Source organism: Shouchella phoenicis, from assembly GCF_047238345.1.
Taxonomy (GTDB): domain Bacteria; phylum Bacillota; class Bacilli; order Bacillales; family Bacillaceae_D; genus Shouchella.
This window is the reverse complement of sequence record NZ_JBDFMQ010000001.1, coordinates 1,407,594-1,420,257: the sequence shown is the minus strand read 5'-3', so window position 1 is coordinate 1,420,257 and position 12,664 is coordinate 1,407,594. Positions and strand designations below refer to the sequence as shown.

Annotated in this window: 16 protein-coding genes and 1 riboswitch; of the genes, 11 read left to right on the top strand and 5 right to left on the bottom strand. The window is 39.1% G+C overall.

Features of this window, described 5'->3' with window-relative positions; all coding sequences use genetic code 11:
- Positions 1-7: 7 nt before the first annotated feature.
- Genes yhbY through ABC361_RS07715 form a run of 4 tightly spaced genes read right to left on the bottom strand, consistent with a single transcriptional unit; the run spans position 8 to position 2,802 of the window.
- The gene (yhbY, locus tag ABC361_RS07730) at positions 8-301 is read right to left on the bottom strand and encodes a ribosome assembly RNA-binding protein YhbY (RefSeq protein WP_375078708.1); all 294 of its coding nucleotides are present in this window, start codon (positions 299-301) and stop codon (positions 8-10) included.
- A 15-nt stretch (positions 302-316) separates the two neighbouring features.
- On the bottom strand, positions 317-1,138 hold the full coding sequence (aroE, locus tag ABC361_RS07725) for a shikimate dehydrogenase (RefSeq protein WP_413073450.1): 822 nt from the start codon (positions 1,136-1,138) through the stop codon (positions 317-319).
- 22 nt (positions 1,139-1,160) lie between these two features.
- Positions 1,161-2,279 (bottom strand): ribosome biogenesis GTPase YqeH, encoded by a 1,119-nt coding sequence (gene yqeH / locus ABC361_RS07720; RefSeq protein ID WP_413073449.1) that lies wholly within the window; start codon positions 2,277-2,279, stop codon positions 1,161-1,163.
- Positions 2,272-2,802, bottom strand: a complete 531-nt coding sequence (locus tag ABC361_RS07715; RefSeq protein ID WP_413073448.1) for a YqeG family HAD IIIA-type phosphatase — start codon at positions 2,800-2,802, stop codon at positions 2,272-2,274. Before ABC361_RS07715 ends, yqeH begins: the two co-directional genes overlap by 8 nt.
- A gap of 365 nt (positions 2,803-3,167) precedes the next feature.
- Here ABC361_RS07715 and sda point away from each other — a divergent pair, with 365 nt between their 5' ends.
- The 8 genes from sda to mnhG all read left to right on the top strand — a co-directional run bounded on the left by sda (position 3,168) and on the right by mnhG (position 9,565).
- Positions 3,168-3,308, top strand: coding sequence for a sporulation histidine kinase inhibitor Sda (sda, locus tag ABC361_RS07710; RefSeq protein ID WP_099300368.1), 141 nt, complete (start codon positions 3,168-3,170; stop codon positions 3,306-3,308).
- A 482-nt stretch (positions 3,309-3,790) separates the two neighbouring features.
- The gene (locus tag ABC361_RS07705; protein WP_413073447.1) at positions 3,791-6,202 is read left to right on the top strand and encodes a Na+/H+ antiporter subunit A; all 2,412 of its coding nucleotides are present in this window, start codon (positions 3,791-3,793) and stop codon (positions 6,200-6,202) included.
- Positions 6,199-6,630 carry an MnhB domain-containing protein gene (locus ABC361_RS07700; protein ID WP_413073446.1) on the top strand — a complete coding sequence of 144 codons (432 nt, stop codon included), beginning with the start codon at positions 6,199-6,201 and terminating at the stop codon, positions 6,628-6,630. The genes ABC361_RS07705 and ABC361_RS07700 overlap by 4 nt, the downstream gene beginning before the upstream one ends.
- A 2-nt stretch (positions 6,631-6,632) precedes the next feature.
- A complete protein-coding gene (locus tag ABC361_RS07695) occupies positions 6,633-6,971 on the top strand; it encodes a Na(+)/H(+) antiporter subunit C (protein WP_413073445.1) in 339 nt (112 codons plus the stop codon).
- Entirely contained in the window at positions 6,964-8,448 is a 1,485-nt protein-coding gene (locus tag ABC361_RS07690) for a Na+/H+ antiporter subunit D (RefSeq protein ID WP_413073444.1), read from the top strand. Before ABC361_RS07695 ends, ABC361_RS07690 begins: the two co-directional genes overlap by 8 nt.
- 7 nt (positions 8,449-8,455) lie before the next feature.
- A complete protein-coding gene (locus tag ABC361_RS07685; protein WP_413073443.1) occupies positions 8,456-8,935 on the top strand; it encodes a Na+/H+ antiporter subunit E in 480 nt (159 codons plus the stop codon).
- Entirely contained in the window at positions 8,935-9,210 is a 276-nt protein-coding gene (locus tag ABC361_RS07680; protein ID WP_099300361.1) for a Na(+)/H(+) antiporter subunit F1, read from the top strand. The genes ABC361_RS07685 and ABC361_RS07680 overlap by 1 nt, the downstream gene beginning before the upstream one ends.
- On the top strand, positions 9,197-9,565 hold the full coding sequence (mnhG, locus tag ABC361_RS07675) for a monovalent cation/H(+) antiporter subunit G (protein WP_413073442.1): 369 nt from the start codon (positions 9,197-9,199) through the stop codon (positions 9,563-9,565). Before ABC361_RS07680 ends, mnhG begins: the two co-directional genes overlap by 14 nt.
- 102 nt (positions 9,566-9,667) lie before the next feature.
- Here the strand turns inward: mnhG and ABC361_RS07670 are convergent, their stop codons facing one another.
- A complete protein-coding gene (locus tag ABC361_RS07670) occupies positions 9,668-10,486 on the bottom strand; it encodes a phosphatidylserine decarboxylase (RefSeq protein ID WP_413073441.1) in 819 nt (272 codons plus the stop codon).
- Positions 10,487-10,579: 93 nt separating this feature from the next.
- Here ABC361_RS07670 and pssA point away from each other — a divergent pair, with 93 nt between their 5' ends.
- The 3 genes from pssA to thiD all read left to right on the top strand — a co-directional run bounded on the left by pssA (position 10,580) and on the right by thiD (position 12,634).
- Positions 10,580-11,125 (top strand): CDP-diacylglycerol--serine O-phosphatidyltransferase, encoded by a 546-nt coding sequence (gene pssA / locus ABC361_RS07665; RefSeq protein ID WP_306345932.1) that lies wholly within the window; start codon positions 10,580-10,582, stop codon positions 11,123-11,125.
- Between the two features lie 222 nt (positions 11,126-11,347).
- Positions 11,348-11,623: an HU family DNA-binding protein gene (locus ABC361_RS07660; protein ID WP_035398747.1), complete on the top strand. Its 276-nt coding sequence runs from the start codon at positions 11,348-11,350 to the stop codon at positions 11,621-11,623.
- A 23-nt stretch (positions 11,624-11,646) separates the two neighbouring features.
- A riboswitch (TPP riboswitch) is annotated at positions 11,647-11,746 on the top strand.
- A 69-nt stretch (positions 11,747-11,815) separates the two neighbouring features.
- Positions 11,816-12,634: a bifunctional hydroxymethylpyrimidine kinase/phosphomethylpyrimidine kinase gene (gene thiD, locus ABC361_RS07655; protein WP_413073440.1), complete on the top strand. Its 819-nt coding sequence runs from the start codon at positions 11,816-11,818 to the stop codon at positions 12,632-12,634.
- Positions 12,635-12,664: the final 30 nt, after the last annotated feature.

The following is a 12,664-nucleotide window of genomic DNA, read 5'->3' as shown; positions in this document are numbered from 1 at the left end:
CTCCTGACTAATTCGGCAATTGCAAGGTAGGATTGTTTACCGATTTTTTGTAAAGAATGATTGTGCTCCCAATTAATTGCACTACATCCGCACCAGTTCCGTTAACTATTTCAGTTGCAACTGAATCATTCTCTTCCATGTTGTTTTGCAAGATGGAAACCTTTATTAGTTCTCTTACCTCAAGGGCCTCGTTGATTTGTGTAATCATATTCTCATTCACACCCGCTTTACCAACTTGAAAGATTGGCTGAATGGTGTGTGACTTTCCTCGTAAAAAACGCTTTTGTTTATTTGTTAACATGTTGTTCCTCCGTTATCACTTTGCTTCATTTAATAATGTTGTTTCCATAATTCCTCGATCTGGTTTTTGTCCTGTCCATAGCTCAATGGCTAACGCAGCTTGGTTAACGAGCATCCCGACACCATTCAACGTTTTATTGCCCTTCATTCTCGCTTCTTTTAGCAACACCGTTTCTAATGGGTTATAAATAAGGTCACAGACTAACGTTTCACGATGTAAAAAAGTCAACTGAAGCGGCAATTCGTCGTTTGCTAAAGACATCCCGACAGATGTTGTATTAATGACGATATCAAATTGTTCCAATGTCTTCTCCGCATCAGCTTTCGTTATTACGTTAACGTCAAAAGGGGACATACCAGCCAACGTTTCTGCTTTTTGATGGGTACGGTTGGTCAGTGAAAGAATCGCACCGTCTTTTGCAAGTATATGAACGATCGCCCGCGCAGCCCCACCTGCTCCAATCACCAGTATTTTCTTTTGCTTTACGGAAGCCGCCTTTAATTTATCAAGTAACGACTCTTTAAAGCCTTCTGCATCTGTATTATACCCAATCACACGATTTCCGACTTTTTTAATCGTGTTTACGGCTCCAATGGCTTTAGCGTCTTCATCAATTTCATCTAAAAATGCCATGACTGCAACCTTATGAGGAATCGTTACGTTAAGACCAGCAATTTCATCCGCTCGAATACGATCAATAATCTCTTTCACTTGATCCTCAGCTGTTTCCATTGACTGATAACTTGCTTGTATATCCATCTGTTCATATGCAGCTTGATGAATACTCGCACTTTTGCTATGACCAAGTGGTTTCCCTATTAAAGCAAACTTCTTCACTTCACAACCCTCCTAAACGTTCTTAAGACAAAATGGATGCGCGTTTTGAGATCGCTACTTCTTGCGGAGCATGTGCATTAACTGTAACACCAGCACCTTTTACCGTTACCCAGCCAAGACCAGAAAAAACAATATCCGTTTCTTCTTCGTGTAATTTAAACGTCTGGCTTTTTAAATTAAACACCGCTTCATCATCTTCACTAGTAGGTGGCTGTAATAAATCGCCGACATGTGTCTCGTATAGCTGGTCGGCCTTTTCCAACTTTGTGCGGTGGATTGATACTTGATTTGACACATAAACGACAAACGATGTGCGCTCTCCCTTAATAAAATCTAATCGCGCCAATGCCCCAATAAATAAAGTTTGTCCTGGATTTAACTGAAACACCATCGGTTTAATTTCTTTTGTTGGCGTAATTTGTTTTAAACTTTTCGGACTTAAATAATGAGACAACTGGTGTCGGTTAATAATTCCTGGCGTATCGTATAACGCTCTATGTTCATCAAAAGGAATTTGAATCATATTCAGCGTTGTACCTGGAAAATGAGAGGTTGTAATAAATGGATCACTTTCATGCCCGTGTCGCTTTAATAATTGGTTAATAAAAGAGGACTTGCCAACATTTGCACTTCCCACAACATAAACATCTTTATCGTTTCTCGCTTCATCAATAACAGAAATGATTTCGTCAATGCCTTCCCCAGTCACTGTGCTAATAATCATGGTTTCCACAGGTTTTAAGCCTTGATCACTTGCTTCTTTTTTCAACCAATGCTGCAATTTATTTCGATTCATCGACTTAGGCATTAGATCAATTTTATTAGCGACAAGAAGAAGTTTGTTTTTGCCTATTAAACGGTTTATACTCGAGAGCCAACTACCATATAAATCAACAACATCGACAATTTTCACAATCAACGCATCTTTGTCACTAAGAGTATGAAGCAAGTCTAAAAACTCTTGATCGGAAATGCCACTTGGCTGTATTTCATTATAGTGCGTTAGTCGAAAGCATCTTTTGCATACGACCTGTTCCCTTGATAATGCAGAAGCAGGCGCATAGCCAATCTTTTTCGGTTCAGTTGTTTGGATTTTCACACCACACCCAGAACAAAAAAATTCTTCTTCGTAATTACTCATTGCTTTTGTTATCCTCCCACTTAATAAGCCCTCTTTTTTTCATATTCCTTAAAACATAGCGCTCCATTTTTCGATTTGCTTTTGTCATCCAATCGTCTGTTTGCGTGACAGGTACAACGAGAATTGTATGAATCCCAGCACGATTTCCACCAAGTACGTCTGTAAAAATTTGATCGCCTATCACAACGGTCTCTTCCGTTCTAACGCCCATTCGTTCACAGGCCTGTCTAAAAGCTTTTCGTCTAGGCTTTTTCGCACTATGAATAAACACCCGTTTTTCCGGATCACAAAACGCCCGAACTCTTCTTTCATTATTATTGGAGACAATCGTCACCTTCAATCCGAATTCATCTAACCGCTTAAACCACTCTTGTACTTCAGGTGTCGCGTCAGCACGATTCCACTCTACTAACGTATTATCTAAGTCTGTAATAACGGCTTTTATTCCTTTATCTTTTAAAAGTGAGAAATCTATTTCATATATACTCTTCACGTATTGATCTGGCGTTAGGCGATTAAGCACACGCACACCTCTTTTCTCTTTCAATCAAAAACTATTAGTCAAACATCAACTATACCTGCTACACACGTTTATTTCAAATAAAACATTGATCCTAACGTGGAATAGAGAAAAATCGATAAAATCTTTCGACAAAAATATACAATCACCGAACCTGTGGATAACGTTATACACGTTATAAACATTAGTACATTAAGATAATTAGAACATTGCCCACAATTAACCCACAAGTTATCAACCGCTAATTGTGGATAAAACGAACAGTTGTTCTGCACGATTGATCATGGTAGGATACAAGAAATCAAACTAATTATGGTCGTATGTATGTATGCACAGGAGGTGAACCTGCTTGAAAGCAGGGACTAAAAATGGAAAACTTGTCAGACGAATTGCTAATTGAAACCTATCGAAAAGCATTGGAACTGAAATTAAATCAAGACTTTATTGACTTGATTTATAAAGAATTGTACAAGCGTTCATTGCACGATCGAGTCAAGTTAACATCTTAACTGTCTGTCATTTCTACCTACGACCTACTTCACATACGAAACAACAATAAAGAGGAAGCATTTATCTTGCTTCCTCTCCTTCTAACTGTTCTTTTTTGGGGATTAATTTAATGTATTGTCGTGGTGCAAATAATTCATCATCTTGTTGCAACGATTGAATTCCTTCACGATCCGTAACCGTCTTAGAGTACAGATCATTTATATCGCAAAAATACCAACTTGCGCTGAACATACAGAGGAATATTGCCGATGACACATATACTTTCGACCGTGTGCGAATAATAAAACGCCTCCTTTTTTATAAAGGTGGCGTTTTTATTAAGATCTTATACATTTTTTCTTATTTTTGTTGAGTTTCATCCTATTTAAAAGGAATGGTTAATCACAAAAAAGTCAAGTATAAAAATGTGCAAGTTTAAATTTTTTACGCTATAATGGCTGAGATTCATGTAATTTTGCTCATTACTAAAAGGAGGTTAAACATGTCAAGCCTACATCTTGCTATCCTGCTGCCATTTATTGCAGCAATTGTCATCCCATTGATTTATCCACTTACCAAACGTCTACATACTGGTTGGATAACCATTCTTATTCCAGCAGCTTTGTTTGCGTACTTTGTGTCGAGACTTCAAGACACGGCTAACGGTGGGTCAGTCTTAGAGGAAATGGCTTGGGTTCCATCTTTAGACATTAACTTCGATGCATATCTTGATGGGCTGGGCCTGCTGTTTGCCTTGTTAATAACAGGTATTGGTGTTTTGGTTGTCCTTTATTCCATTTTCTACCTAGATAAAACAAAAGAACAGCTTGCTAATTTTTACGTGTATCTTCTCATGTTTATGGGGGCCATGCTTGGAATTGTCTTATCAGACAACCTAATGGTGCTTTATATTTTCTGGGAGATTACGAGTCTTTCTTCAGCGTTACTAATTAGTTATTGGTTTACAAACAAAGGTTCCATTTTTGGTGCTAGAAAGTCCATGCTTATTACCGTATTTGGTGGATTTGCGATGATGGCCGGCTTTATTCTCCTTTATATGGAGACAGGTACATTTAGTATTCAAGCTTTAATTGATCAACGCGATATTATTATGGCAAGTCCATACTTCATCCCCGCTATGATCTTAGTTTTACTAGGTGCATTTACAAAATCAGCACAATTCCCATTCCACTTTTGGTTACCAGATGCAATGGAAGCCCCTACTCCTGTTAGTGCATATCTACACTCTGCCACGATGGTTAAAGCAGGAATTTATTTAGTCGCTCGGATGACGCCTATTTTTGCAGGTGCACCAGAGTGGTTCTGGATTATTGTCATTACTGGATTGGTCACATTAACCTGGGGTTCGATCTCAGCGGTTCGACAAAAAGATTTAAAAGGCATTCTTGCGTTTTCAACGATTAGCCAATTAGGGCTTCTCATGATTCTATTAGGACTCGGTTCCGCATCCTTTACAGGAGATACAATTGATGAAAACCTAGTGTACTCTGCTGCAATTTTCACCGCAGTTCTTCATTTGTTTAATCACGCAACCTTTAAAGGTAGCTTGTTTATGGCTGTTGGGATCATTGACCATGAATCAGGCACAAGAAACATTGAAAAACTTGGTGGTCTTCTGACTATCATGCCGGTAACGTTTACCATATCGTTAGTAGGACTAGCCTCTATGGCAGGAATCCCGCCGTTTAATGGCTTTATTAGTAAAGAGATGTTTTTTACTGAGCTTCTACAAATAACGTCGATGAATTTTTCTGGTGTAGAAACGTGGGGATTTGTCATTTTAGTGATTGCTTGGATTGCAAGTATCTTTACATTTTTATACTGCGCCATTTTATTCTTTAAAACGTTCTTTGGTAAATTTCAGAAAGAAAACTTTTCAAAAGAAGTACATGAAGCACCACTTGGCATGCTTATTAGCCCTGTCATATTAGGTGGGCTTGTGATCGTTCTAGGATTATTTCCAAATTTATTAATTCCTACAGTAATTGAGCCAGCTGTTGCCAGCATCTTGCCGCACTTACCAGCTGATCAGCTAGCTTTAGACTTAAGTCTATGGCACGGAGTTAATACTGAATTACTTATGTCACTCGGAGTTATCGGGTTTGGTACAACCCTTTACATGACCTACCCAAAATGGAAGAAACTTTCGATTATGCAACAGGATCGTGATCCGTTTAACAGCGTTTATGACAAAACGCTTTCTGGTCTTTCAACTGGATCCGAATGGGTAACAAATGTACAAATGACAGGACGGTTAAAAGATTATTTCACATACATGATTCTGTTCATTGTTTCAATCCTAACCTATAGCTTTATTCGGTCAGGTAGTTTCACCTTGTCCTTTACACCAACAGAAGAAGCACCGCTATTCCTATATGGCATTATCTTCTTACTTGTTATCAGTACACTTTCTCTTTTCTTTATAAAAGAGCGAGTGAAACTAATTATTACCGTTGGTGTAGTTGGTTTCTTAATGGCCCTACTCTTTGCGGTATTTAGTGCACAAGATTTGGCCATGACACAGCTACTCATCGAAACCGTGACCGTTGTTTTATTGCTTCTTGCATTCAGACACTTACCAGAAGTCACACAAGAAACCGGCTCAAGAGTTCGGAAATCACTACATGTGGTGCTTTCAGTTGGGGTTGGCTTACTCGTTTTCTTAATTGGTACAGCATCTTTTGCATTACGAAACGATGCAAATTTCACGCCAATAGCGGAATACTTTATCGAGAATTCTTACGATAAAGCAGGCGGACAGAACATGGTTAACGTTATCCTTGTTGACTTCCGTGGACTTGATACGATTCTTGAAGTACTCGTTCTAGCCATTGTTGCCCTTGCAATCCTTATGATGGTGAAACTTCGATTTAAAGGAGGCGAAGACGTGTGAAGTATTCAAAATCCCATGACGTCATGCAACGGATCCTAATTACCATTACCATTTATTTTCTCGTTGCGTTTTCCTTCTATTTATTCTTTGCTGGTCATAATAACCCCGGTGGCGGTTTCATTGGGGGACTAATGACAGCAAGTGCGTTCATATTGATTTATGTCATTTTTGATAGACGGGTTGCAAACCGGATCATTCGCTTTTCATACCCCGGTATTTTAGCTACAGGGTTGTTTGTTTCCCTTTTTGTTGGGCTAATTGGTCCCGTCTTCGGCGATCCGATGTTCACTCAATACTTCGATTACTTTGATCTGCCGTTTTTTGGCGAAGTTGAGTTAACAACAGCGGTTCCGTTTGACTTTGGTATCTACCTCGTCGTTGTAGGTATGGCAATGGCGGCTACAGTAACAATTGCGGAGGATGAATAAAAATGGAGATTCTAATGTTTTTTGCCATCGGCGTTCTTTTTGCAGTTGGGACATACTTTATCCTTTGTAGAAGCTTATTAAAGGTTATTATCGGTATCATGCTCATCTCACACGGGGCGCACATGCTGCTTTTAACAATGGCTGGATTAAGGCAAGGGGCACCACCGCTCGTTGACATTTCAGGTAGTGAAGCAACAGATCCTTTGCCACAAGCTATGATTCTAACCGCTATCGTCATTAGTTTTGGGATTACGGCATTTCTCGTTGTCCTTGCCTATAGAACCTATAAAGTCAACAAAACTGAAGATCTTGATAAGTTGAGGGGTTCTGAAGATGAATAATATTGTGATGCTGCCGATTATTGTCCCTTTTATAATGGGAACGTTGTTAATTTTATTTGTAAAGAAACATATGGTGCAACGAATCATTAGTTCAATTACAGCCGTTGCACTTGTAGGTATTTCTTTATACATTGCTTGGCTTGTTTATACAGAAGGTCCGATGTCCATCGGCTTAGGTGGATGGGATGCGCCATTCGGAATCGCTATTGTTGCTGACAACTTAGCAGCTTTCATGGTCGTATTAACAAGCATTGTTGGTGCAACTTGTTTATTCTTTGCATTCTCAACAATTGACAAACGAAGAGAACGTTATTTCTTTTATCCTCTATTCTTTTTCTTATTAACAGGAGTAAATGGAGCGTTCTTAACAGGGGATTTATTTAACCTGTTTGTCTTTTTTGAAGTCATGCTACTCGCTTCTTATGCATTAATGGTAACAGGGAGCACAAAGTTTCAACTTAGAGAGACCTTTAAATATGCCGTTATAAACGCATTTTCGTCTATGTTGTTTCTAGTAGCAATTGCTTATGTTTATGGAGTCTTAGGAACCGTAAACTTCGCACATATGGCAGAACGTGTAGCGGAAGTGGAACAAACTGGCGCACTTCAAGTGATCGCCGTTCTCCTTTTCTTAGTTTTTGCTACAAAAGGAGCGCTATTCCCGCTTTACTTCTGGTTGCCACATTCTTATGTCGGCCCTCCAACAGCTGTTACAGCATTGTTTGGTGGACTCCTCACAAAAGTTGGTGTCTATTGCATTATCCGAATGTATACCCTCGTGTTTACATTCGATGTGAGTTTTACTCATCAAACGATTATGTTAGTTCTTGGTGGTTTAACAATGTTGCTCGGAGTACTAGGTGCCGTCGCACAATTTGATTACAAACGAATTTTATCGTTCCACATTATTAGCCAGATTGGCTATATGATTATGGGAATTGGGTTAAATACTGCTCTCGCACTTGCAGGAGCTGTTTACTTCCTCGCCCATAACATGATTGTTAAGACAGGCTTAATTTTAATGTCTGGCGCGACTCAAAAGGTAACAGGAACAACGGATCTTAAGAAGATGGGTGGATTACTGAAGACACACCCTACCCTTGCGTGGTCGTTTTTAATACTTGGCTTATCTATCGCTGGAATTCCTCCGCTTAGCGGCTTTTTCGGTAAATTCCCGTTAATTGTAGCTGCTGCAGAAGAATCAAGCTATTTCTTAGTCTTTCTTTCACTATTTGTTGGGATGCTGACACTGTTCTCCATGATTAAAATCTTCATGAATGTGTATTGGGGAGCGCCACAACATACGAAAGAACAAGCAAATACATCCATCGCGCCAACATTATTAGCCATTTCACCACTTGTTCTTTTAACGATTATTCTAGGTATTTTTGCAGAACCATTTTTTGCATACACTGAAATAATTGCGAATGAACTTCTTGATCCAGCAGTATATATCGAATCGGTTCTGAAGGAGTAGATACAGTATGGCTTTTCAATTACTAATTAACGTCGTTCTTGCCATTGTTTGGATGCTGTTTCAGAATAGCTTCACGATCGTCGATTTTGTCGTAGGGTATACGATTGGTTTTTTCGTTGTTCTTGTACTAATTCGGTTTAAAGGATACGAATTTTACTTTGCTCGAGTATGGTCACTTATTAAGTTGATTTTAATTTTTATGAAAGAACTGGCCATCGCAAATGTGAGTGTAATGAAAACCGCATTAAGTCCGAAAATGGACGTTGCACCAGGCATCGTAGCGGTCCCTACTCGATTGGAAACAGAAACAGAAAAAACAATGTTCGCCGTCATGATGACATTGACACCAGGAACATTATCAATTGAATTTTCTCTTGATTCAAATGTGATATTCGTGCATGCCCTTGACGCACGGAATAGAGATGAGATCATTCATTCTGTTCAAAATACATTTGAACGTGGAATACTGGAGGTGACACGGAGATAATGTTTGAAACAATTCTCTCCTGGCTCTTATTGATAAAATGTGGAGCAGCTTTATTATGCATCATCCGTGTTTTTATCGGGCCAACACATTCAGATCGAATCGCCGCTCTTGATACACTTGGTTTAATGTTAATTGGGTTTGTTGGGATTTTAATGATTCTTCAAGATACAATGGCCTATACAGAAGTTGTGCTTGTAGTAGCAATTCTTGCATTTATTGGTTCTGTTGCGCTTGCTAAGTTTCTAGAAAGGGGGAATTTATTTGACCGCGACTGAATGGGTAATCATCATTTTGCTATCTGTAGGAACGTTTTTTAGTCTCTCTGCGGGTATAGGTCTCATTCGTTTTCCGGATGTCTATTCTCGCCTTCATGCAACTGGAAAAAATGCAACAGCAAGCGTTATTTTAATCATGACGTCAACCTTTGTCTATTTTCTGTATGAGCATGATCTCTTTATCGGCAAATTACTCCTCACGATTTTATTCGTCTTTTTGACAACTCCTGTTGCGGCGCTACTGATTTCTAGATCAGCTTACCGGATAGGGATCCCTATGTCGAAAAAGTCGGTGAGAGATGAAATGAAGCCTTATTATGATAATGAAAAAGCCTCACCTGCAAAAAATGAATAGGACCACGCACAGTAGCGGACATAAATCATGATTTATGTCCGCTTTTTTAAATAAACATCCGCTTAGTTCGATAAAAAAAGCCTCATGAATGAAGGAACTCACTCATAAAGCTTTACGGACGTTCGTTTTCTCGAGAGAATGGCTATTATTTGGTTGCAACGTCCCAATCTTTTCGCCTACTTTTACATTTTTATCATGTAGCGCTAGTGAAAATGCATTTTTCTCAAACAATAAAATAACCGTAGAACCAAAAGAAAAATACCCGACTTCTTCGCCTTTCTCCCATACACTCCCTGCTTTCGTTCGAACAATTGAATTTATATTCATTGCCCCGACTTCAATCATCGCATATTGAATTGCACCTTGATACAAGTCATTGACGATACGATAATTGTGCGACAGAGGTTTTCTTCCATACTTTAACCCAGGCTCATTCACAGGATAGGAGCGGCTTCCTAGCGTGGTTGATTCGGACAAGTGACAATTCATTGGACTATGAACTCGATGATAATCACTTGGGCTTAGATAGAGAATGACATACGTACCGCCCTCAAATTGCTTGGCTTTTGCTTCAGACTGCAGCATATCTTCCAGGCGGTAGCTTTGCCCCTTGACAACAAACGTTGCATCTTGTTTAATTTCTCCCGCCTCTTCACATCTTCCGTCAACTGGTGAAACAACACTCTTCTCTTCTTGATTAATCGGCCGATTTTCCATGTTGATTTGCCTCGTAAAAAACGAATGTAAACTCCCATGTTCTTTATATGGCAAAATTGCTTCTTCATGCTTAATCTTATATGTTTTAATAAACATTGGTATAAACGGTTTACTGAGCTTTGATTTCGTAAATTGTTTTAACAGATTGGAACTCCACTGACGATTTGTTAGTTCTATACTCATTTGAAAAAATTTCCTTTTCATCTCATCACCTTTAACGCTTTTTTGCATCATTGCCCGCTTTTTTATGGTATACTTTGGTATTATAGCACGTAAATAAACTCGAAAAGAGGTGAAATGTACGTGTTCTTATTAAATCAATTAGTCTCGACTCGCAAAAAAATTAAAGGTCAAATTGCGAATGGATTAACGCTAATTAATTTAGGCCTTGGGATAACCGCAATTATGTTTATTTTACAAGGAAGTATTTGGTACGGATTTTTATTTATCGCTCTCGCGGCTTTATTTGATCGCTTTGATGGAATGGTAGCTAGACGATTAAAAATTGAATCAGAACTCGGAAAACAACTTGATTCCTTAAGTGATCTCGTGTCATTTGGTGTAGCCCCTGCTCTACTCGTTCAGCAAGCCACATTAATGCCATTGAGCTTTGTAGGTGGACTTGCCGTTGTTCTATTTATTTTATGTGGTGCTTTAAGACTTGCACGCTTTAACATTACAGATTCTCCCAATGAATTTATTGGATTACCGATTACTGGCGCAGGATGTATCCTAGCTTTTTCAACACTCTTTAATGACCAATTACCCGAAACATTTTTTGTTATTTTTATGATTTGTTTATCTGGTTTAATGATTAGCAACATTAGGGTAAAGAAAGTGTAACGCTTCATTCAACATGAATCGCCAAAAATTGATTCATAAGTCTATTTTTATTGCTTAACTGGCTAAAATTACTGCTTTTAGCTTGACAGTAGCAGGATTCATGAGTAAATTAAGGGCAGGCAGTAACGTCTGCCCGCTTTAAAAGCGGATTTCAAGTATACATATTATTCTCGTGTAAAAGAATAATACGTTATTCTATGTAAAGAAAAGGAGTTTTTACAGATGAACAAAACAGATCTGATTAATGCAGTTTCCGAGCAAGCAGAAATTTCTAAAAAGGACGCGTCAAAAGCAGTTGACGCTGTATTTGAAGGTATTACGGATTCTCTAGTAAACGGAGGGAAAGTTCAACTTGTTGGATTTGGTAGCTTCGAAGTTAGAGAACGTTCAGCAAGAAAAGGACGCAACCCGCAAACAGGAGAAGAAATCGAAATTCCAGCAACTAAAAACCCTGCGTTCAAGCCTGGTAAGCAATTAAAAGACGCAGTCAACTCATAAGATTCGCACAAACTGTATAAAATAAATTCCACTAGGGGTGCATGAATGCTGAGAAAAGGGAAACCTTTAACTCTTCAACCTGATCTAGGTAAAACTAGCGTAGGGAAGTGGGAAAGCAATGACTATTGCTCAAAAAAACGGCCGCCTCTTTCTATGCGGTCGTTTTTTTGTTTTGAAAGGATGGAATATATAATGGAATCAGTACGTCGTGCACTGACAATAGCCGGTACAGACCCAACAGGTGGAGCGGGAATTCAAGCTGACATTAAGACGTTTCAAGAACTAGAGGTTTACGGCATGTCTGTCTTGACATCGATTGTGGCACAAAACACAACTGGTGTTAGAGGCATTCATCACCTTCCAATTGAGATGATTGAAATGCAGTTAGATGCAGTGCTGGAGGATATTTGTCCTCACGCCATTAAGACAGGCATGATTGCGCAAAAAGACATGATGACGCTTTTAAGTAATAAACTGGCTAAGCTTACGAACGTTCCATACATTTGCGATCCAGTTATGATGGCTAAGAATGGCGATTCCCTACTTGAAAAAGATGTACGTTCGTTTTTGCGAGATACGCTAGTTCCTCTAGCCACCATCGTTACACCAAATATTGCGGAAGCAGAAGATTTAGTTGAATTCAAGATAGCATCCATTGACGATATGAAGAAAGCAGCCAAACGAATTGTTCATGAACTTGGCGCTACTTGCACGGTTGTCAAAGGGGGGAGCCTCCAAGGAGATGCCATAGATGTATTCTATAGCGCGAGCGATGGCTATCATACTCTTGACGCACCACGAACGGATACAAAGCACACACATGGAACAGGATGTACGTTTTCTGCCGCCATTAGCGCAGAATTAGCAAAAGAGACTTCTGTTTTTAAAGCTGTTCAGAAAGCAAAGCACTATACATCTTCTGCCATTGCCTATTCGTTAAATATAGGACACGGATATGGCCCGACAAACCATTGGGCACACCGCCTCCACTCCAATACAACTCCCCTTTAAAACCACCTTTAATAAGTAGAAAAAAGCCTA